Origin of the sequence: Marivita geojedonensis, from assembly GCF_002115805.1 — a bacterium.
Taxonomy (GTDB): Bacteria; Pseudomonadota; Alphaproteobacteria; order Rhodobacterales; family Rhodobacteraceae; genus Marivita; species Marivita geojedonensis.
Window position 1 is genome coordinate 1 of record NZ_JFKC01000006.1, and the last position, 19,117, is coordinate 19,117.

A 19,117-nucleotide genomic window follows, 5' to 3' on the forward strand; every position below is an offset into this window, starting at 1 on the left:
CCTGACCCTAACGTCATTTTCGGAGTTGCTGCCGACCTGTTCGTAGATGTCCGACACGTTCGCTGAGCTTTGAGCGAGCCAGGCATTCACATCACCGGCAGTATTCAGATAGTTCTGAATACCGATCTCTGCATAGATATCCGAATACATCTGATCATAAGAGTCGTTTGCCGCGCTGTTCACGCGCGCTTCGAAACTCGCGTTCGATTCCCGGTAGGGGATAATCCCGCGAAACCCGACATCGCGTTCAACGGTAAAGGAATCACGGTCCCCGGTCAGCGAACTCGACACAACGACATCTACGCTGCCGCCGAAAAAGCTCTGGTCATATTCCGCAGTAATAGACGAGGCAATTCTTTGGGTCATTTCGCCGATAATGTCATCGCCGGTTGCAAAGACGCTCAGCAGGAATTCCGCGGCTTCTTTCACCGACTCGTGTATCCCCGCGCCACCCAGTGGGCCATCCTGTACGGCGTTGGCGACCATCATGCGCGCGGCAATGGCATAGTGCAGCGCACCGAACGCATAGGACAGCGCCTCCATCGGTGCGTTTTCATACGTCGCCGAAACCTGCAATCTGATGTCATTCAGTGCGCTCTGAGACGCAAGAATGGCGTTGTTCGCAAGGACATCGCGCGCCGCGCTGTCTTCGGAGGCGCGGTAAAGAGCGAGGTTGTCGAGCGCGGTATCGGCCTGACCCAGTGACTGAGCAATGCTGACATTGATCACAATCCCAGGCAGGTTTTGCAGGTTCGCCAAATTTGATTTCAGTTGATCCAGATCGCGTTGGCGTTCTTCATCGCTGTCTGCGGATGCAAAAAACGAATAGATCGAAAGAACGTCAGCAACCAATCCAATTGCGCCAATTGCGGCGACTGCAGCGACGGGTAAGGGCAATGTAACTCTCCAATTGTCCGACGTTCGGTAATCGCTTGAACGCGGTTCGGTGGACGATGGCACAGAAGGATAATTCGATCAACGACTTGTGCGGCATGGCCCATTGGGCGCCAATGCCTGAGCGGGACACGCTGACTGGCGGGATTGGGTTTGTGCCGCCCGCTGTCTGTCAGTGCTTTCTTTTTGTGCTGCATGTGCTTAGGCTGCAATGCAGCAAAGACATACCGGGGGGAGGGGACACCTTGGCCGAAGACAAGAAACCGCTGCTGATCAAGCGCTATGCAAGCCGACGTCTCTACAATACTGAAACATCCGACTATGTGACCCTTGAGGACATTGCGAGTTTCATTCGCAGCGGGCGTGAGGTGCAGATCGTCGATCTCAAGTCCGGTGACGATTTGACCCGGCAATACCTGTTGCAGATCATCGCCGAGCACGAAAGCCGCGGGGAAAGTGTTCTGCCGACAAACGTTCTGAACGATCTGGTGCGCAGCTACACGACGCAGGCAACGAGCGCCGTACCGCAGTTTCTGGCGGCAAGCTTTGAAATGTTCCGTGAAAGCCAGTCCAAGTGGATGGAGAACATGAACAAGGCAAACCCCATGTCGGGTGTGCCGGGGTTCGAAGCGCTGCAGGCGCAGCAGGAAGCGTTTCTCAAGGCGATGACGGGCGGCATGTCCGGCAATTGGTCGGGTCCGGCCTCCGATGAAGCGTCGGCCGAGGCCGAAACCCCGTCGGAAAGCGACGATCTGGACGCCATCAAGACGCAATTGGCCGAGCTTCAGAAAAAGCTTTCGAAACTCGGCAAGTGATCAGGCCATCGCCTGCACTGCCGGGCGCATGACCTGATCGATGGCGGACAGGATCACGTCCGCCACCCTGTCGCAATCGCTCAGGGTCAGCCGGGCGGGCAGGCGGCAGTCGCAGGCGCGCGACAGCATCCGGCGCGTTTTGGGAAGATCCGGTGCCGGTCCAAGGAACTCCCAATTCCAGAAAGCACGGGCGTTATCCGTGCTGCGACCGAACACCTGTATGGACACGCCCATCTCCTTTGCGGCATCGACGAAGGCATCGACATCGCTGTCGGTCATGTCGCAGAGCGAGAACTGAAGCGAATCCGGCGCGCGCTCTTCCTGCGGCAGAGACGGTGGCACGGTGATCCACGGTGACTGGTTGATCCTGTCAGCCACGTGATCGTGGTTGCGGCGGCCATCGCGGACGCGGCGGTCAAGCTCGGCCAGTTGCGGACGGATCACCGCCGCCGACAGGTTCGACATACGCAGATTATAAAGCGGCAGCTTATTCTGCCACTTCGCAAAGGCGTCGTGCAGGACCGGGTGTTTCTTCCAGTTGTGCTCATAGGCCCCCGACAGGATCACCGCGCGGGCGATCAGGTCCGGATCGTCAGTCAGAAGGATGCCGCCTTCGCCGGCATTGAGCATCTTGTAGCTTTGGAAGCTGAGGCAGCCGACATGACCCAGCGTTCCGATCCGCTGCCCGTTCCAAAGCGTGCCCAGCGAATGTGCCGCGTCTTCAATCACCGGAAGGCCACGCGCCTCGGCCAGTCGCAGGATCGCGTCCATGTCGGATGTGTGTCCGCGCATATGGCTGATCATCACCGCCTGAACATCGTCCAGCTTCGCCTCGAAATCCTCAAGGTCGATGCGGTAGCTGTCATCCACCTCGCAGAGCACCGGCACGCAGTCGGCATGCACGATCGAGGACGGGACGGCGGCAAAAGTGAACGCCGGGATCAGAACGCGGGAATCGCGCGGCAGGCCAAGCGCCTTAAGCGACAGGAACAGAGCGGCGGAACAGCTGCTGACTGCCAGCGCATATTTCGCCCCCATGAGATCAGCGAACTCCGCTTCCAGAAGCGAGACCGGCGCAGCCTCTGGCGCGGTGTAACGAAAGAGATCCCCGGAGTTCAGGAGGCGGTCGATTTCCTGCCGCGCCGCTTCGGGGATGGGTTCTGCGTCATGCATGTTCGGGAGGTCTGCCATATCCGTGCCTCGTATCTTTCCTTGATCGATCATACGCGCTGTCACAGCCGTATGACAGAGTATGACGGTTCGGGCTGGAAACGGATTGCCGCGTCAGATGCCCAACCGGTCACGCATCGCAAACCATGTCATCGCCAGCGTAAGCAGAGGGGTCCGGAACATGCCTCCACCGGGGAAGGGGGTATGCGGGATGGCATTGTATGTCTCGAAACCGTCTGACGTGCCGCGCGTGGCCTCGGCCAGCAGCTTGCCCGCCTGAATGGCCGTGCCGACACCATGGCCGGAATAGCCCGAGGCCGACAGCATGTTTGGGCGAACGCGCGCGAGATATGGCATACGTCGGATCGTGATCGCCAGTGTCCCGCCCCAGGCGTAGTCGATCCTGACATCCCTGAGGTGCGGGTAGATCACGGCCATCCGTTTGCGCACCAGCGCGGGGATGTCCGCAGGGAAGCGATACCCATAGGTTTCGCCGCCGCCGAACAGCAGTCGTCCGTCATGGCTCAAACGGAAGTAGTTGACCACAAAGCGGGAATCCGCCACGGCCACATCCCGCGTGAGCACCTTCATCCTGTCTTCGCCCAAGGGCTCGGTGGCGACGATGTAGTTATTGATCGGCATCACACGGGCAATCACCTGCCGGTCGAGCCCGCCAAGATACCCGTTACCCGCGAGGATCACCTGATCCGCAATGACATGTCCCGCATCCGTGCGAACGGTGATCTTGGATCCATGCCGGATGTCATGCACATGGCTGCGCTCGTGGATGCGCGCCCCGGCTTTGGCGGCTGCGTCCGCCAGTCCAAGCGCCAGACGCAGCGGGTGAAGATGCCCGGCTCCCATATCGAGCGTCCCCCCGATGTAATCGGGAGAGGGGCAGAGCGCATGGAACGCGTCGCGATCCAGCGCCTCGATGCGGTCGTAGCCGTAGCGTGTCTGAAGATGCTCTGCGTATTGGTGCAGGTCATCGGCATCCGCAGGCCGGGAGGCTGCCCAGGCGACGCCATCCCTGAGATAGCAGTCGAGCCCGTGTCGTGCGACAAGATCGCGGACAAGGGTCTTGGAGTCCTCGCCCAGATCCCAGAGCGCCCGCGCTGCATCGGACCCCACCAGCTTTTCCAGTGTGATCTGGTCCTGCCGCTGTCCGGACCCCAGCTGGCCTCCATTGCGCCCGGACGCCCCAAAGCCCACACGGTGCGCGTCCAGAAGGACCACATCTGCGCCCATTTCGGCCAGATGGAGTGCTGCCGACAGCCCGGTATACCCGGCACCGATGATGCAGACATCGGCGCGGGTTTCACCCTGCAGCGGGGCAAAGGGGGGCAACGGGGTCGCTGTCGCGGCGTACCAGCTATCGGGATATGACCCACGGGCGTCATTGCTGAACAACAGATTCAAAGCGCGGTCCTGTTCTTCTTCTTTTTCCAAATATGCCGGGGAGCGCGAGGGGCAGCGCCCCTCGCCCTGGTCGGACCGGCGCAGCCGGTCCGAAACCCTCGGATCAGACGTTGAGCAGCAGGTGTTCCCGCTCCCACGGGCTGATCACCTGCAGGAATTCCTCGTATTCCGCCCGCTTCACGATCGAGTAGACGCGGCAGAAATCCTCGCCAAGGATCTGGTGCAGATCTTCGGCTTCTTCGAAGACCTGCAAGGCCTGACCCAGAACCTGCGGAATGTCCGGCTCGCCCTCATAGGCGTCCTTCTTGAGCGGTTTCGACGGCCATTTTTCATTGACCAGACCAAGATAGCCACAGGCCAGAGACGCCGCGATGCCCAGATAGGGGTTGCAGTCCATCCCAGCCAGACGGTTTTCGACCCGTCGGCTGGCGGGGCCCGACAGCGGGATACGGATGCCCGTGGTGCGGTTGTCGCGGCCCCAGGCAAGGTTGATGGGAGCCGCATGTTCCTTCACGTAGCGGCGGTAGCTGTTCACGTAAGGCGCAAGAACCGCAATCGCTGCGGGCGTGTAGGTCTGCAACCCGCCGATGAAGTGGAAGAACGCGTCGGTCTCGCCACCTTGCGGCCCGGAAAAGATGTTCCGACCGGTTTCGATATCCATGATCGAATGGTGGATATGCATGGCGCTGCCGGGTTCGTTTTCGATCGGTTTCGCCATGAAGGTGGCAAAGCAATCGTGGCGCAGGGCTGCTTCGCGGATCAGGCGTTTGAAATAGAACACCTCATCCGCCAGTTTCACCGGATCGCCGTGGCGCAGGTTGATCTCGAGTTGACCCGCTCCGCCTTCCTGCGTGATGCCGTCGATCTCGAACCCCTGCGCTTCGGCGAAATCGTAGATGTCGTCGATGACGGGGCCGAATTCGTCGACCGCGGTCATGGAGTAGGCCTGACGCGCCGCCGCCGGGCGACCCGAGCGACCCATCATCGGTTCGATGGGTTTGGCCGGATCGAGGTTGCGCGCTGTCAGGTAGAATTCCATCTCGGGCGCGACAACCGGTTCCCAGCCCTGCTTGCGATAGAGCTCGACCACGCGTTTGAGCACGTTGCGCGGTGCGTAAGGCACGGGATTGTTCTTGCGGTCATAGGCGTCGTGGATCACCTGAAGCGTCCAGTCGCCGGTCCACGGCGCGGCGGTGGCGGTGCTCATGTCGGGACGCAGGATCATGTCGCGTTCGATGAAACCGCCATCGTCCTCGTCGGCGGCTTCGCCCCAGTCTCCTGTAATGGTCTGGAAAAAGATCGAATCCGGCAGGTGGAAATAATCCTGACGCGCGAATTTCGAGGCGGGTACGGCCTTGCCGCGCGCAATGCCGGGCAGGTCCGCAATCACACATTCGACCTCGTCGAGGCGGCGACCTTCGAGAAAGGCGCGCGCGGGCTCGGGCAGGGCATCGGTCCAGTCGGTCATGCGAGGGTTCCTTCGCGGAAGAAATGGGCGAACTGATCGGCCATGCGGGTATTGTCGAGAGGCTGTCCCATCCGCGACAGCGCGTCCTGCATCCGATCATCGGGCACAACACCCTTGCCCCGAGTCTCGATCAGCCCCTTGATGAAGTCATCGCCATATTCGGGGTGAGGCTGAACGGTATAGGCTTTGCCGGGGTAAAGCAGGGCGGCATTGGCACAGTGCGTGCCGTATGCCACGACCTCTGCGCCTTCGGGCGCATCGATGACCTGATCCTGATGCCAGGCGTTGATCGTCATTTTGTCACCGCCAAAATCGTAGACCTGCTGTCCCACGACCCAGCCGCCGGGGTATTTTTCGACTTTCCCGCCGAGGGCCTGCGCGATGATCTGGTGGCCAAAGCAGACACCAATAAGGGGACGGCCCGCGTCGACGATATCGCGGATCAGCTGTTCGAGCGGAGGAATCCAGGGGTGATCCTCATACGCCCCGTGTTTCGATCCGGTGATCAGCCAGCCGTCGGCATCTTCCGGGCCGTCGGGAAACTCGTTTTCAACCACGCTCCAGCTTTCGAAGGTAAAGCCTTTGTCGGCGAGCAGCCGTTCGAAGAATCCGGGGTACTCACCGAACGTCTCTTTGAGTTCGTCCGGCGCAAGCCCCGTTTGCAGAATTCCGATTTTCATGAAGCACCAAGGTGTTTGTGGTCATAAGCTATGCGTTCGATCGCGGCACAGCAAGGGACGCGCCTAAACCGTATCGAGGTATATTTCGACGCGTTCCGCAGGAGTGAGCTCGTCCATGTAGTGGATTTCCTGTTTCTTGGTCAGAACCAGGTTGCGGATCATGTCTTCGTGGAAGATGCGCGGCATGACGGTGCTTTTTTCGAAAGCGGCAACTGCGCTGGGCCAGTCGGACGGGATCTGCGGCAGGTTCAGCGCATAGGCGTTGCCCTTGACCGGTGCGGGCGGTTCGGACTGGTCTTCGATGCCCACAAGGGCGGCTCCGAGGATCGCGGCGAGCGTGAGATAAGGATTCACATCTCCGCCCGCAACGCGGTGTTCGATACGCCGGGCGGCTGGATTGCCCGAGGGCACGCGAATGGCCGTCGTGCGGTTCTCATAGGCCCAGGCAATGCCGGTGGGGGCATGGGATTCCGGAACAAGCCTGTCGTAGCTGTTCATGTGCGGCGCAAACAGCAGGGTGCTGTCAAACATGCCGTTCAGGCATCCCGCTATGGCGTGGCGCAGGGTGTCGGTGCCCTTGGGGCCGCAGTCGTCAAAGACATTGTCGCCGTTTTCGTCGAGGACCGAAAAATGCGTGTGCATGCCGGACCCGGAGTAGTCAGGGTAGGGTTTCGCCATGAAGGAGGCGGCAAAGCCGTGCCGGCGCGCGAGCCCCTTCACCAGCATCTTGAAGAGCCAGGCATCATCGGCGGCGCGCAGTGCATCGTCGGAGTGCATCAGGTTCATTTCGAACTGTCCCAGCCCGGCTTCCGAGATCACCGTGTCGGCGGGAATGTCCATCGCCTCGCAGGCGTCGTAGAGATCGGTGAAGAAACGGTCGAACTGGTCGATCAGGCGGATCGACAGGATCTCGCCCGCCTTGCGACGCTTGCCCGAACGCGGAGAGGCCGGAACCTGCAGGTTCCGCGTGCTGTCGTCGATCAGGAAGAATTCGAGTTCCATGGCCACGATCGGGGTCAGACCCCGGGCCTTGTAGCGCTCGACCACGGCGTTGAGCGCATGGCGTGGATCGCCTTCGAAAGGCTGGCCATTGTCGCGGAACATCCAGAGAGGCAGAAGCGCACTTGGCGCCTCCAGCCAAGGCATGGGAACAAATCCGCGGCCTGTTGGCCAAAGGACGCCATCCGCATCGCCTGCCTCGAAGACAAGCGGGCTGTCGTCGATGTCTTCGCCCCAGATATCGAGGTTCAGGACCGAGAGCGGAAATCGTGTGCCGCCGTCGAGCACCTTGTCGGCAAAGCGTGCGGGCACCCGCTTGCCGCGTGCCTGTCCGTTAAGGTCCGAGGCGGCCACACGGATTGTGCGAACCTGAGGGTTCTTGCGGAGCCAGTTTCGAATATGCGTGTCCATCGGAGCGCCGTATTAATAATTTGATCAAATTCAGAGATAGGCGGGGCGACCGCGCCTTAGCAAGTGAAATTCACCGAATGACGTTCAGTTTCAGCTTCATCTTGCCTCGAACGTCCTGTGGAAGGTGACGATTCAGGCGTCGATTGATCAAACCGAAGAGGCTGATGATCAACAGCGTCAGAATAATGAAGTAGAAGGCAAGGATCGGATAGGGGACGAACGGGTTGAAGGTCTTGTCGGCGAAGAAATTCGCGTAGTAGAGCGCATCCCCCCGTTGCTGCCATGCCGGGAAGCCCGAGAAATAGACCAGCGTCGTGGCATGAAAGAGGAAGATCGCCTCGTTTGTGTAAGCTGGCCAGGCAAGACGCAGCATGGTTGGCCACGTGATCCGCCGGAATCGCGACCAGCCTGACATGCCATAGGCGTCGGCGGCCTCGATATCGCCTTTTGGGACAGATTGCAGTGCGCCATAGAAGATCTCGCCGGAATAGGCGGCGGTGTTCAGAAACAGCACGATCAGGGCGCCCAGCCACGCCGAGGTGAACGGGTTGAAAAACGGCGAGATCGGTTTGAGCGTGAGGAAGAGGAAGTAGGCAAAGAAGAACTGGATGAAGAGCGGCGACCCGCGGAAGAGGAAGATGAACCAGGCGCTGGCCTTTTGCAGCACCGGGTTCGTCGATGCCTTGCCCAGGGCTACGGCGGTGGCCAGAAAGAACCCCGAACACAGCGCCAGCACGCCGAAATAGATGTTCCAGATCATGCCCGAGCCGATCAGGGTAAACTGCTGGCAAAGCGTATAGCCTTCACGCGGCAGCACCCGTTCACCGATGCCGATGGAGCGCAGGCCGTAGTCGGCGATGGTTTCCCAGCAGCTCATGCGGCAGCCTTTCTCTGGGCTTCACCTGCGAGTGTCGCCTGACCGTGGGTGAGCTTGAGCATCAGCTTGTCGAGCACGATTTCCGACACGCGCGTAAACAGCAGGTAGAAGATCAGCAGCGCGAGGAAGTACCACATGCGCCAGTCACCATGCGGGTAATCGGTGAACCGTGCGGTCTTTGAGCCGCCCAGTTCACGCGCCCAGTAGACGATATCTTCGACGCCCAGCAGGAACAGAAGCGGGGTGGCCTTGATGAGAACCATCCACAGGTTCGACAGGCCCGGAAGCGCAAAGACCCACATCTGAGGCACAAGGATGCGCCAGAACACCTGGCGGCGGTTCATGCCGTAGGATTCGGCCGTTTCAAGCTGGTTGTGGGGCACCGCGCGCATCGCACCATAGAGCACGTTCGCGGCAAACGCGCCGAAAACGATGGCAAAGGTCAGGACAGCCAGGAAAAAGCCGTAGGTTTCGTGCACCCATTGCGGGGCGTTGCCCAAGGGCAGCTTGGCGATGTCGCAGACGACGAAATCATTGCCCTGCCAGATGTCCGCCTCCCAGTCGGGACATTTGATTTCGTGGCGGATCCACTCGAACAGCTGGTCGAGCGCGATCACGAAGAACAGGAAGAATGCGATGTCCGGCACGCCGCGCACGATGGCGATATAGGCTTTGCCGATCCAGCTGAGCGGAGGGAAGGGCGAGCGGGCGCTGGACGCGCCGAGAAAGCCAAAGATCAGAGCAGATGGTGCCGTGATAGCCAGCAACAAAAGAACCGTGAACAGCGACGTGTAGATCGCCATGTGTTTGCCGGTGGTCAGATAGCAGGCCATCCATGCCAGGCCGTCGAGCGACGCGGGATCGACACAAAAACTGAACATCTGTTCCCCTGAGCGGCTTCGGGTTGGGCAAGTCTTGCACGTCCATGCCGTGCTTGACAATTCCCGTGTCGCGTAACGCCTTGAGCGGTTTCAGGAAAACCGCAGCCCTGCGCGCGACTTGAGCAGAAACGAGAAGGGGCCGCAGTGGCGACCCCTTCCCTGGTTCGGGTGCTGCCGGATCAGAAACCCGGTCCGATTTCCCATTTTGCGAGCAACGCGTTCAGCGTGCCATCATCCTTCATGGACTGGATCGCCGCGTTGAACTTTTCCTTCAGCTCGGTGTCGGATTCACGAACGCCCATACCGACGCCGCCGCCGATCAGCTCCTGCTTTTCGAGCATCACGAGGTCTGCGTTTTCCTCGGCAATCGGGCGCAGGTAGGCATCATCTGCCAGAACCGCGTCGGCCTCACCGCTGCGCACGGCCGCGATGGTTTCGTCCGGGGTCGCGAATTCAACCAGAGTTGCACCGCTGGATGCAATGAACGCGGCCTGAATGGTGTTGGCCTGGGCCGCGATCACACCGCCTTCCAAGTCCACATCCGCGCCATCAAGGGCGAGGTAGGAAGACGGGTCCGGCTGGGTGTAGTTCTGGGTGAAGTCGATGACCTCATCGCGCTCGTCGGTGATCGACATACCCGCGATAATGGTGTCGTAGTTGCCCGACACGAGGTTCGGGATGATGCTGTCCCACTCGTTGGTGACCCATTCGCAGGTCAGTTCGGCGCGGGCGCAAAGCTCGTCGCCCAGTTCGCGCTCGAACCCGTCGACTTCGCCAGCGTCGTTGATGAAGTTGTACGGAGGGTAGGCGCCTTCGGTGCCCATGCGGACAACCGAATGGCTGCCGGCAAACGCGACAGAGGCCGAAATGGCCAGTGCGGCTGTGCCGAGAAGGATGGATTTCATGGTTGGTTCTCCCGGTTTCTTGAGTGGTTATTCGGCCATCGTCGAGGACAGAAAGCCTCGCAGCCGTTCCGATTTCGGTGCGCCGAACAGCGTGTCAGGCGCGCCTTCTTCTTCGATCAGGCCCTGGTGCAGGAACACCACGTGACTGCTCACGTCGCGGGCCATCTTCATGTCATGGGTGACGATCATCATGGTCCGGCCTTCGGCGGCCAGATCCTTGATCACGCGGACCACTTCCTGTTCCAGTTCAGGGTCGAGCGCGGATGTCGGTTCGTCGAACAACAGAGCTTCCGGCTCCATGCAGAGCGCACGCGCAATCGCTGCACGCTGCTGCTGACCGCCCGAAAGCTGAGCCGGGTACACATCGCATTTGTCGCCAATGCCCACCTTGTCGAGATAGCCGCGCGCGGCGTCCTCGACTTCGGCCCGGTCGCGGCCCAGCACGGTCAGGGGGGCTTCCATGACGTTCTGCAGGATCGTCATGTGGGACCATAGGTTGAACTGCTGGAACACCATCGAAAGATTGGTGCGGATGCGCAGAACCTGTTTGGGGTCGGCGGGATGCCGCCCCAGGCCGCTGCCCTTCCACGTTACCGCTTCGCCTTTGAACAGGATATCCCCCTGCTGGCTGTCCTCGAGCAGGTTGGCACAGCGCAGAATGGTTGATTTGCCCGACCCGGACGATCCGATCAGGGACACCACATCGCCACGGTGAGCCGTAATGTCGACGCCCTTGATCACCTCAAGGCTGCCATACTGCTTATGCAGATTGCGGATGTCGAGAACGGGCGTGTCAGTCACAGAGCGGTCTGGTGTTTTTTGATCAAAGATGCGCTGCAGGATGAAGCCAAAACCGGTTCCGATGCAATGCGGAAATCGCATTTTGCGTGGAGTTCACGCTCGGTGACCCAGCGTCAGCTCTGTCTCAGGGCGGAGGTGGCGCGGGAATGGGCTCTGCGAGGTAGTCCTGCGGACGAAGCACGCAAAACCGCATTTGGCCACCCAGTGCGATCGGATCGGGCGGTGAAAAGCGTGCCGTCGCGGCGTCGAGTGCGCTGCGCAGCGGCGTGGGATCCGTTTCCAGAGCTGTGATGAGCGGCAGACCCGGTGTCGGGCGGGTGCGACCTGCTGGGGTGACGCGGCTGGCGTTCGGGTCGAACCTTTCAAGGAGCCGCCATGTGACCGCGTCGATACAGGCGATGTCCGCCCGGCCTTCGGCCACGGCGGCGAGAGAATTTGCATGTGCGCCGGTCGGGATAAAGCCCGTCAGCGCCGCGAACCCGGAAATCTCCTGCGCTGCGGCCCAGCCTGACTGGCTGTCGGCGCTGTTATACGCCAGCCTGCGCGGCGGTCCGGACAGATCCGAGCGGGTGATGATCTGTGAATAATAGTGACCGTCCGGGGCATCGAGGCCGAAATCAAGCGTTCCGACGTATCGCACCTTATCGCGCAGCACTGAGCGAAACGGCAGCCCGCAGGTCATCGACAGGGCCAGCCCGGAATCGGTCCAGTGTCGCGACAGATCATCCGGAAGCGCATCGGGCTCGGTCAGGTCGGGCAGCTGGATGCCCACATCCGCGGCGCAGTCCTGAACCACCGCCCAGAATCCACGCCAGAGATCGGCGTTCTCTGCCCGCCAGTACATCGGCAGGCTTGCAAGGTTCATGCCTTGTCGACCCGCTGGCGGGCCAGCGCGCTGTCCCGGTCATTGATGCCCAAGAGCTTGGATACCAGGCGCAAGAGCGCATCTTCCTCCGCTTCACGCACGCCGTCAGCCAGGACAACCTCCCAAAGCGCCTCTATCACGGCGATCCGCTCTTCGTAGGGAACGGCATCCTTTATGGCAGAGGTAAAGCGCACCGTGTCCGGCGCCTCAGCTTCCAGTGTTTCCGCTTCGCCGCGCAGCTTGGAGGCCTCGAAAGGTGACAGGCCATAGCGCGATGCGGCGATCCGGTCGATGCGGGTCTTCTCGCTCTCGTCGTAATCGCCATCGGTGCGGGCGACGCGCACCAGAAGCGCGGTCAGGGCAAGACGGGCATCCGCGTCGGGAAGCGGGGCGGGGTCGGTCGCGGTCAGGCGCTTGATGAAATCTGCAAACATGACGGGGATATATGCCGGGCGGTGCGCTTCGCCAATGGCTGTTCTGCGGCTCAACCTGACAGATCTTCGACCTCATAGAGAATGTCGTCGATGGCAATGCCGCCGGGATCGGTGTTTTCGATGGTCACAGCCGCGATCCCATAGCCACTGCGCCACGCAAGCGAGATCACTCCGCGCCCGAGCGGCAGAACGAAGCGGGTGATCAGGCGGGCTTTGACATCGTAGAACGCGACCTGCGCGGCGCGGGGCATCGGGCGCTGGCCCAACGGATCGGGGTATTCGGCGTGCAGGCGCAGACCAAAGGCGAATTGCGGATCGTCGAAGGTGAACGCGATGCTGCCTTCGCCGCGCCCGTCCGCACCTGCAAACCCGACCGGCCCAAGCGGGAAGAGCGCGTTGGACCCAAAGCCATCGTGATACGCGATGGTGAAATTCTGACCCGACGCGCCCGGGATCACCCGTGGTGGCGCGCCGGGGCCGCCGTTCAGCACATCGAAGCGCCCGAAATCGGTGTCAGTTTCCTCGACGCCCTGTCCAAGAAGTCGTTCCGCAATCGACAATCCGGGGGCGCGCCAATGCTGGTCAAAGTTGATCCCCGGTTCGGTGACCGATGGCAGGCTGTCGAAGGTTTCGATGCGGTGCGGCTGCCCCCGCAGGCTGTCATACGGCACCTTGCGCAGCTCCGACGCGCCAGCGAGGCCGGGCAGGCAAGCGAGGATCAGCGCGGCGCGGATCATCCCAGCGCCCGAAACTGGCCTGCGAGGGACTTGAGTTCGGGGCTAAGACCATAGGGCGGGTTCACGATGAACAGACCCGATCCGATCATGCGATGCCCTTCACGGGCCGGGGGAAACCGCACTTCGTGGGTCAGAGCATCGGGATGATCCGCCTGCATCGCGCGCAGCATGGGGCGGTGCGCGCCGGAGGTCAGGATCGGATACCAGACCATCACCACGCCGACATTCCATTTTCTGGTGATCCCAAAGAGCCATTTCGGGATCTTTCCGTATTCGGCTTTGATCTCGTAACTCGGATCGACAAGCATCAACCCCCGGCGCGGGGTCGGTGGGCAGAGGCTCTGGGCGAGAGCCAGCCCATCCTGATGATAGATATGGTTGTTGGGCGCGCGCAGGTTCTCGCGCAGCGCGGCATGTTCCTGCGGGTGCAACTCGGCGAGGTGCAGGGTGTCATCCGGGCGCAGCAACGCCTGCGCGATGGCGGGCGAGCCGGGATAAAGGCCCTCGGGCTGATCCGTCAGCGCCCTGATATAAGGGTGGTCCTTGGGAAACCCATCCCGCAACCGAGCGATGCCCTGCGCCGCCTCGCCGGTCTTGACCGCCTCCGGGGCGGTCAGATCATAGCGGCCCCGGCCGGCGTGGGTTTCGATATAACTGAGCGGCTTGTCCTTGCGTGTCAGATAATCAAGCGCCACGGCCAGCGCCGCGTGCTTGTGGACATCGGCGGCATTTCCCGCGTGGTAGAGATGTTGATAGGACAGCATGAGGCCTTGATAGGTCAGTTGTGTCGGGCCGGATAGAGGTCAGCCGGTCGCGGTGGCGTCGATCCACGCAAGAAAACTGTCCGAGCCGTCCGTCATCTCGACCGCCCAGAGTGCGGGTTCGTCATAAGGATGATCGCGCAGGATCAACTCTTTGAGCGCGGGCCACGCGGCGGCGCTGGTCTTGAAGAGCAGGCGGTATTCCGGCTCTTCCTGCAGGCCGTTCCATTCGTAGACCGATGTGATCCGTTCGATCTGCACACAGGCGGCGAGTTTGGCCGTGACGGCCGCGCGCGCAAGGATGCGGGCGGCGTCTTCGCTGTCGATCGTGGTGAAGGCGGCGAGGGGCATGGAGAGAGCGTAGCGGGTGCGGGTGGTTTGGGGAAGAGGCTCGTCGCGTCGACGCGGCGAGGCACGGCCTCGAGGCCGCGTTTGCCGGTGCGTGCGAGCACGCACCCTACAGACCGTTGAGCTATGCGCTCAGCGCGAACAGCACCGCAGGTGCCGCGCCATCGGTCACGCCAGAGGCGTGCCTCCGGCACGACCCGCCCCCCGGGCTGGCGATTTTGCAAATCTGGGCGCTGCGTTCATTCTGCGCGCGGGAGTGGCTGGAATAAAGCGCCGTCGGTCGTCGGGAGGATCGCCATCCCGCGGTCTGGCAATGGCGCGTTACACCAACCGCGACACATCCTTCGCCGCCCGCACAAAATCCTTGAACAGCGGATGCGGGTCGAACGGTTTCGACTTCAGCTCCGGGTGGAACTGGACGCCGATGAACCACGGGTGGTCGGGCCATTCGACGATCTCGGGCAGGCGGCCGTCGGGGCTCATGCCCGAGAAACACAGCCCGCCTTCCTCAAGCGCCTTGCGGTACTTGATGTCGACCTCGTAGCGGTGGCGGTGGCGTTCGTCGATGGTGGTGGTGCCGTAGACCTCGGCCACTTTCGAGCCTTCGGTCAGCACCGCGTCATAGGCGCCAAGGCGCATGGTGCCGCCCTTGTCGTCGGCCACGCTGCGGTTGACGGTCTGGTTGCCCTGCACCCATTCCTTGAGGTGGTAGACCACGGGCGTGAACCGCTTTTTCCCGGCCTCGTGGTCAAACTCCTCGGACCCCGCATCGGGCAGTTTGGCGACGTTGCGCGCGGCTTCGATCACCGCCATCTGCATGCCAAGGCAGATGCCCAGATAGGGGACCTTGTGTTCGCGGGCAAACTGCGCCGCCTTGATCTTGCCCTCGGTGCCGCGTTCGCCAAAGCCGCCGGGCACGAGGATGGCATGGAAGCCTTCGAGATGCGGGGCCGGGTCTTCGCGTTCGAAGATCTCGGCATCGACCCATTCGATGTTGACCTTGACGCGATTGGCCATGCCGCCATGGGTGAGCGCCTCGGCAATGGATTTGTAGGCGTCCTCAAGCTGAACGTATTTGCCCACGATGGCGACATTCACCTCGCCCTCGGGGTTGTAGATGCGGTCAGCGACGTCTTCCCATTTCTCAAGGTTCGGCTTGGGCGCAGGCGTGATCTGGAACGCGTCGAGCACCGCCTGATCGAGGCCTTCGCGGTGATAGGCGAGGGGGGCTTCGTAGATCGACTTGAGGTCTTGTGCGGCGATCACGCTGTCGGGGCGCACGTTGCAGAAGAGCGCGAGCTTCTCGCGTTCCTTCTGCGGGATCGGCCCTTCGGAGCGGCAGACGAGAATGTCGGGCGCCAGACCGATGGAGCGGAGTTCCTTGACGGAGTGCTGCGTCGGTTTGGTTTTCAACTCGCCCGACGCCTTGATGTAGGGCAGCAGCGTCAGGTGCATGAAGATGCACTGGCCGCGCGGCTTGTCCTGAGAAAACTGGCGGATCGCCTCGAAGAAAGGCAGGCCTTCGATGTCGCCCACGGTGCCGCCGATTTCGCAGAGCATGAAATCAACCTCGTCCTCGCCAATGGAGATGAAGTCTTTGATTTCATTGGTGACGTGCGGGATCACCTGAATCGTTTTGCCAAGGTAATCGCCGCGCCGTTCTTTCTCGAGCACGTTGGTGTAGATGCGTCCCGACGAGATGCTGTCGGTCTTGCGCGCGGGCACACCTGTGAAGCGTTCATAGTGACCAAGGTCGAGGTCGGTTTCCGCGCCATCATCGGTGACGAACACCTCGCCATGCTCGAACGGCGACATCGTGCCGGGATCAACGTTCAGGTAGGGGTCGAGCTTGCGCAGGCGGACAGAGAAACCCCGTGCCTGAAGCAGCGCGCCCAGCGCCGCTGACGCAAGACCTTTGCCGAGGGAAGACACCACGCCGCCGGTGATGAAGATAAAGCGTGCCATGAGTGGAGACCTCCCGAGATGTGCCTGCAAATCAAGCGACCTGCGCAGCCAAAGGCACGCAGCATCACGGGATTTGACCGGTAGAGGATTCGGCGGAAAAAGGCAAGGCCGAACCCAAGATGATGTTACGTCAGATTGCTGCGCCTCAAGGGGTGGTGGCCCAGTGTCGCAAGAAAAACGCGCAGCCGGATCGGACCGCGCGTCGGTTGTCTTGGATATGCTGCCTCAGTCGGCGCGCGGAACCAGAGGTGCGTCCGTGCCTGAGGAGGAGGGCGGCGGCAGAAGCCCGTCCGTGTCCAGAGTGCTGCCGTTCTCTTCAGCTGCCGGAGCATCGCCGCCGGTGGTCAGGCGGTCCATGATGGAGCTGCCCGAAGCATTCTGTGCCGCGATCACTGTCAGGGTGAGCGAGGTGCAGATGAACGCGATGGCAAGGATCCAGGTCAGTTTGCCAAGGCCCGTGGCCGCGCTGCGGGTGCTGATCGCCCCGCCACCGCCGCCACCCATGGCGCCAAGCCCACCGCCGTCAGAGCGCTGCAGCAGCACGACGCCGATCAGCGCGAGCGCGAGAAGGAGGTGGATGATGAGAACGACGTTTTCCATGGCTGTCCCGGATCTCTTCGTGAATGGGGGGTATCTAAGGCCAAGTGCAGCGTGGTGCAACCCGTGTTGGACGATCTGATCGCGCGCGCGTGGCCGGTGGTGTTTGTGCGTATTTGGAAAGAGTAGAAAGGGGCGCTCGGACTATTCTTCTACATCGTCCACATCGGCCTGACCCGAGAGCCTGCGGCGTACAATGGACCAACTGAGCCCGATGCCCAGCACCAGCGACAGCGCCAGGATTCCGATCCAGGTGGACAGCGTGCGGTTCTGCAGATCGAGCAGACCGAAATCGTAGGCAACCCAGAGCAGCGCGCCCACAAGCGCGAGGATCAGGATCATGCCGAATGCGCCGATGGAACGGAGCGTGGCGCGCAGGTAGATGATGTATCCGACCAGCAGCACCAGCCCGGCAAGCACGGTGATCGACAATTTCTCCTGGCCGTCGGTCATGGCCCAGCGGACGAAATTGATTTCAGTCGGGTTATAGGTGGCAGAGACAAGGCCGAACGCGAAGAGCCAGCGTAGAATGAACCCCATGTGTCACCACCTTTTCCGAATTACCACGTGCCGGCACAGGACCTGAAGCCGCAGGAACTGTCCAGAGGGGCGGGTGTTCTTGGCGGTTGGCCTGTGGCAAAGCGGCAGAAATCCGTAAGGGGGCGGCACCCATGTTGATATGTCGCGCAATTGCGGTGGAAAACCGGTTCCCCCCGCAGGCATTGCGCTTTATACGGGCGCGGGTTTGACGGATGGAACTCCAGCAAAGGTCTAAAGACATGGCGAATGTGGTGGTCGTGGGTGCCCAGTGGGGCGACGAGGGCAAAGGCAAGATCGTGGACTGGCTCTCGGAGCGGGCGGATGTGATCTGCCGCTTCCAGGGTGGGCACAATGCCGGTCATACGCTTGTGATCGATGGAAAGGTCTACAAGCTGCATGCGCTGCCGTCCGGCGTGGTGCGCGGAGGCAAGCTGTCGGTGATCGGCAATGGTGTCGTGCTGGACCCATGGCACCTGATGAAAGAGATCGAAACCATTCGTGGTCAGGGTGTAGAGATCACGCCCGAGACGCTGATGATCGCAGAGAACACGCCGCTGATCCTTCCGATTCACGGTGAGTTGGACCGGGCGCGCGAAGAGGCAGCCAGCAAAGGTACCAAGATCGGCACCACCGGGCGCGGCATCGGCCCGGCTTATGAGGACAAGGTGGGTCGTCGGTCTGTCCGCGTCGCTGATCTGGCGGATCGCGCGACGCTTGAGGCGCGTGTGGACCGTGCGTTGCAGCACCACGATCCGCTGCGCAAGGGTCTGGGTTTTGACCCGGTGGACCGCGATGCGCTGCTGGCTCAGCTGACCGAGATCGCGGATCAGATCCTGCCCTTCGCGGCACCGGTCTGGAAGGTGCTCAACGAGAAGCGCAAGGGGGGCAAACGCATCCTGTTCGAAGGGGCGCAGGGCGCGCTTCTAGACATCGATTTCGGCACCTATCCGTTTGTGACCTCGTCCAACGTGATCGCCGGTCAGGCGGCGACGGGTGTTGGCCTTGGGCCGGGGGCGATCGATTACGTGCTGGGCATCGTCAAGGCCTACACCACGCGGGTGGGCGAAGGCCCGTTCCCGACAGAATTGCACGACGAAGACGGACAGCGCCTTGGCGAACGCGGGCATGAGTTCGGCACCACAACCGGGCGCAAGCGGCGCTGCGGCTGGTTCGATGCTTGCCTTGTCCGCCAGACCTGCGCAACGAGCGGCGTGAATGGCATCTCATTGACCAAGCTGGATGTGCTGGACGGGTTCGAGACGCTGAAGATCTGTGTCGGCTACGAGTTGGACGGTCAGCGTTACGACTACCTGCCGACCGCCGCCGAAGAACAGGCGCGCTGCACGCCGATCTACGAGGAAATGCCCGGCTGGTCGCAATCGACCGAAGGCGCACGGTCCTGGGTCGATCTGCCCGCAGAAGCGATCAAATATGTGCGCCGGATCGAGGAATTGATCGAATGCCCGGTTGCCCTACTTTCCACCTCACCCGAGCGGGAGGACACGATCCTCGTGACCGATCCGTTCGCGGATTGACGGAAAGGAGGCGCG

Annotated in this window: 20 protein-coding genes; 2 read left to right on the plus strand and 18 right to left on the minus strand. The window is 61.6% G+C overall.

All coding sequences use genetic code 11. From position 1 onward, the window contains the following. Positions 1 to 897, minus strand: an 897-nt coding sequence (locus tag MGEO_RS08620) for a hypothetical protein (protein WP_158090998.1), incomplete at its 3' end; no start/stop codon positions are given. Between the two features lie 242 nt (positions 898 to 1,139). Between MGEO_RS08620 and phaR the strand changes: the two genes are divergently transcribed. Next, complete coding sequence (gene phaR, locus MGEO_RS08625; protein WP_085636468.1) at positions 1,140 to 1,709, plus strand: polyhydroxyalkanoate synthesis repressor PhaR; 570 nt, start codon at positions 1,140 to 1,142, stop codon at positions 1,707 to 1,709. Here phaR and MGEO_RS08630 read toward each other — a convergent pair whose 3' ends face one another. The 17 genes from MGEO_RS08630 to MGEO_RS08710 form a co-directional block, all read right to left on the minus strand. Continuing rightward, positions 1,710 to 2,900 (minus strand): DegT/DnrJ/EryC1/StrS family aminotransferase, encoded by a 1,191-nt coding sequence (locus MGEO_RS08630; protein ID WP_085636325.1) that lies wholly within the window; start codon positions 2,898 to 2,900, stop codon positions 1,710 to 1,712. A 93-nt stretch (positions 2,901 to 2,993) separates the two neighbouring features. Beyond that, positions 2,994 to 4,298 carry an NAD(P)/FAD-dependent oxidoreductase gene (locus tag MGEO_RS08635; RefSeq protein ID WP_085636469.1) on the minus strand — a complete coding sequence of 435 codons (1,305 nt, stop codon included), beginning with the start codon at positions 4,296 to 4,298 and terminating at the stop codon, positions 2,994 to 2,996. Between the two features lie 103 nt (positions 4,299 to 4,401). Then, a complete protein-coding gene (locus MGEO_RS08640; RefSeq protein ID WP_085636326.1) occupies positions 4,402 to 5,766 on the minus strand; it encodes a glutamine synthetase family protein in 1,365 nt (454 codons plus the stop codon). After that, positions 5,763 to 6,446: a type 1 glutamine amidotransferase gene (locus MGEO_RS08645; protein ID WP_085636327.1), complete on the minus strand. Its 684-nt coding sequence runs from the start codon at positions 6,444 to 6,446 to the stop codon at positions 5,763 to 5,765. The genes MGEO_RS08640 and MGEO_RS08645 overlap by 4 nt, the downstream gene beginning before the upstream one ends. A 63-nt stretch (positions 6,447 to 6,509) precedes the next feature. After that, the gene (locus tag MGEO_RS08650) at positions 6,510 to 7,844 is read right to left on the minus strand and encodes a glutamine synthetase family protein (protein WP_085636470.1); all 1,335 of its coding nucleotides are present in this window, start codon (positions 7,842 to 7,844) and stop codon (positions 6,510 to 6,512) included. 82 nt (positions 7,845 to 7,926) lie between these two features. After that, positions 7,927 to 8,733, minus strand: a complete 807-nt coding sequence (locus MGEO_RS08655; RefSeq protein WP_085636328.1) for an ABC transporter permease — start codon at positions 8,731 to 8,733, stop codon at positions 7,927 to 7,929. Continuing rightward, on the minus strand, positions 8,730 to 9,614 hold the full coding sequence (locus MGEO_RS08660) for an ABC transporter permease (RefSeq protein WP_085636329.1): 885 nt from the start codon (positions 9,612 to 9,614) through the stop codon (positions 8,730 to 8,732). Before MGEO_RS08660 ends, MGEO_RS08655 begins: the two co-directional genes overlap by 4 nt. 179 nt (positions 9,615 to 9,793) lie before the next feature. Beyond that, entirely contained in the window at positions 9,794 to 10,519 is a 726-nt protein-coding gene (locus MGEO_RS08665) for a transporter substrate-binding domain-containing protein (RefSeq protein ID WP_085636330.1), read from the minus strand. A gap of 27 nt (positions 10,520 to 10,546) precedes the next feature. Then, entirely contained in the window at positions 10,547 to 11,320 is a 774-nt protein-coding gene (locus MGEO_RS08670; protein WP_085636471.1) for an ABC transporter ATP-binding protein, read from the minus strand. Positions 11,321 to 11,444: 124 nt separating this feature from the next. After that, positions 11,445 to 12,185 (minus strand): phosphate/phosphite/phosphonate ABC transporter substrate-binding protein, encoded by a 741-nt coding sequence (locus tag MGEO_RS08675; RefSeq protein WP_085636331.1) that lies wholly within the window; start codon positions 12,183 to 12,185, stop codon positions 11,445 to 11,447. Next, entirely contained in the window at positions 12,182 to 12,619 is a 438-nt protein-coding gene (locus MGEO_RS08680; RefSeq protein ID WP_085636472.1) for a tellurite resistance TerB family protein, read from the minus strand. Before MGEO_RS08680 ends, MGEO_RS08675 begins: the two co-directional genes overlap by 4 nt. Before the next feature lie 50 nt (positions 12,620 to 12,669). Beyond that, positions 12,670 to 13,356 carry a hypothetical protein gene (locus tag MGEO_RS08685; protein WP_085636332.1) on the minus strand — a complete coding sequence of 229 codons (687 nt, stop codon included), beginning with the start codon at positions 13,354 to 13,356 and terminating at the stop codon, positions 12,670 to 12,672. Beyond that, positions 13,353 to 14,120 carry a 23S rRNA (adenine(2030)-N(6))-methyltransferase RlmJ gene (locus MGEO_RS08690; RefSeq protein WP_085636333.1) on the minus strand — a complete coding sequence of 256 codons (768 nt, stop codon included), beginning with the start codon at positions 14,118 to 14,120 and terminating at the stop codon, positions 13,353 to 13,355. Before MGEO_RS08690 ends, MGEO_RS08685 begins: the two co-directional genes overlap by 4 nt. 39 nt (positions 14,121 to 14,159) lie before the next feature. Continuing rightward, positions 14,160 to 14,468, minus strand: coding sequence for a divalent-cation tolerance protein CutA (gene cutA, locus MGEO_RS08695; protein WP_085636334.1), 309 nt, complete (start codon positions 14,466 to 14,468; stop codon positions 14,160 to 14,162). A gap of 318 nt (positions 14,469 to 14,786) precedes the next feature. After that, positions 14,787 to 16,430, minus strand: a complete 1,644-nt coding sequence (locus MGEO_RS08700) for a CTP synthase (protein WP_085636335.1) — start codon at positions 16,428 to 16,430, stop codon at positions 14,787 to 14,789. Between the two features lie 225 nt (positions 16,431 to 16,655). Further along, positions 16,656 to 17,030: a preprotein translocase subunit SecG gene (gene secG, locus MGEO_RS08705; RefSeq protein ID WP_085636336.1), complete on the minus strand. Its 375-nt coding sequence runs from the start codon at positions 17,028 to 17,030 to the stop codon at positions 16,656 to 16,658. Between the two features lie 141 nt (positions 17,031 to 17,171). Next, on the minus strand, positions 17,172 to 17,567 hold the full coding sequence (locus MGEO_RS08710) for a DUF6524 family protein (RefSeq protein WP_085636337.1): 396 nt from the start codon (positions 17,565 to 17,567) through the stop codon (positions 17,172 to 17,174). A 239-nt stretch (positions 17,568 to 17,806) separates the two neighbouring features. Between MGEO_RS08710 and MGEO_RS08715 the strand changes: the two genes are divergently transcribed. Next, positions 17,807 to 19,102, plus strand: a complete 1,296-nt coding sequence (locus tag MGEO_RS08715; protein ID WP_085636338.1) for an adenylosuccinate synthase — start codon at positions 17,807 to 17,809, stop codon at positions 19,100 to 19,102. Positions 19,103 to 19,117: the final 15 nt, after the last annotated feature.

Excerpts from the sequence above, each read along its gene's own strand:
- MGEO_RS08710 (WP_085636337.1), bottom strand. The coding sequence starts at position 17,567 with ATGGGGTTCATTCTACGCTGGCTCTTCGCGTTCGGCCTTGTCTCTGCC.
- MGEO_RS08645 (WP_085636327.1), bottom strand. The coding sequence starts at position 6,446 with ATGAAAATCGGAATTCTGCAAACGGGGCTTGCGCCGGACGAACTCAAA.
- MGEO_RS08690 (WP_085636333.1), bottom strand. The coding sequence starts at position 14,120 with ATGCTGTCCTATCAACATCTCTACCACGCGGGAAATGCCGCCGATGTC.
- MGEO_RS08660 (WP_085636329.1), bottom strand. The coding sequence starts at position 9,614 with ATGTTCAGTTTTTGTGTCGATCCCGCGTCGCTCGACGGCCTGGCATGG.
- secG (WP_085636336.1), bottom strand. The coding sequence starts at position 17,030 with ATGGAAAACGTCGTTCTCATCATCCACCTCCTTCTCGCGCTCGCGCTG.
- MGEO_RS08655 (WP_085636328.1), bottom strand. The coding sequence starts at position 8,733 with ATGAGCTGCTGGGAAACCATCGCCGACTACGGCCTGCGCTCCATCGGC.
- MGEO_RS08630 (WP_085636325.1), bottom strand. The coding sequence starts at position 2,900 with ATGGCAGACCTCCCGAACATGCATGACGCAGAACCCATCCCCGAAGCG.
- cutA (WP_085636334.1), bottom strand. The coding sequence starts at position 14,468 with ATGCCCCTCGCCGCCTTCACCACGATCGACAGCGAAGACGCCGCCCGC.
- MGEO_RS08680 (WP_085636472.1), bottom strand. The coding sequence starts at position 12,619 with ATGTTTGCAGATTTCATCAAGCGCCTGACCGCGACCGACCCCGCCCCG.
- MGEO_RS08685 (WP_085636332.1), bottom strand. The coding sequence starts at position 13,356 with ATGATCCGCGCCGCGCTGATCCTCGCTTGCCTGCCCGGCCTCGCTGGC.
- MGEO_RS08640 (WP_085636326.1), bottom strand. The coding sequence starts at position 5,766 with ATGACCGACTGGACCGATGCCCTGCCCGAGCCCGCGCGCGCCTTTCTC.
- MGEO_RS08665 (WP_085636330.1), bottom strand. The coding sequence starts at position 10,519 with ATGAAATCCATCCTTCTCGGCACAGCCGCACTGGCCATTTCGGCCTCT.
- MGEO_RS08675 (WP_085636331.1), bottom strand. The coding sequence starts at position 12,185 with ATGAACCTTGCAAGCCTGCCGATGTACTGGCGGGCAGAGAACGCCGAT.
- MGEO_RS08700 (WP_085636335.1), bottom strand. The coding sequence starts at position 16,430 with ATGGCACGCTTTATCTTCATCACCGGCGGCGTGGTGTCTTCCCTCGGC.
- MGEO_RS08715 (WP_085636338.1), top strand. The coding sequence starts at position 17,807 with ATGGCGAATGTGGTGGTCGTGGGTGCCCAGTGGGGCGACGAGGGCAAA.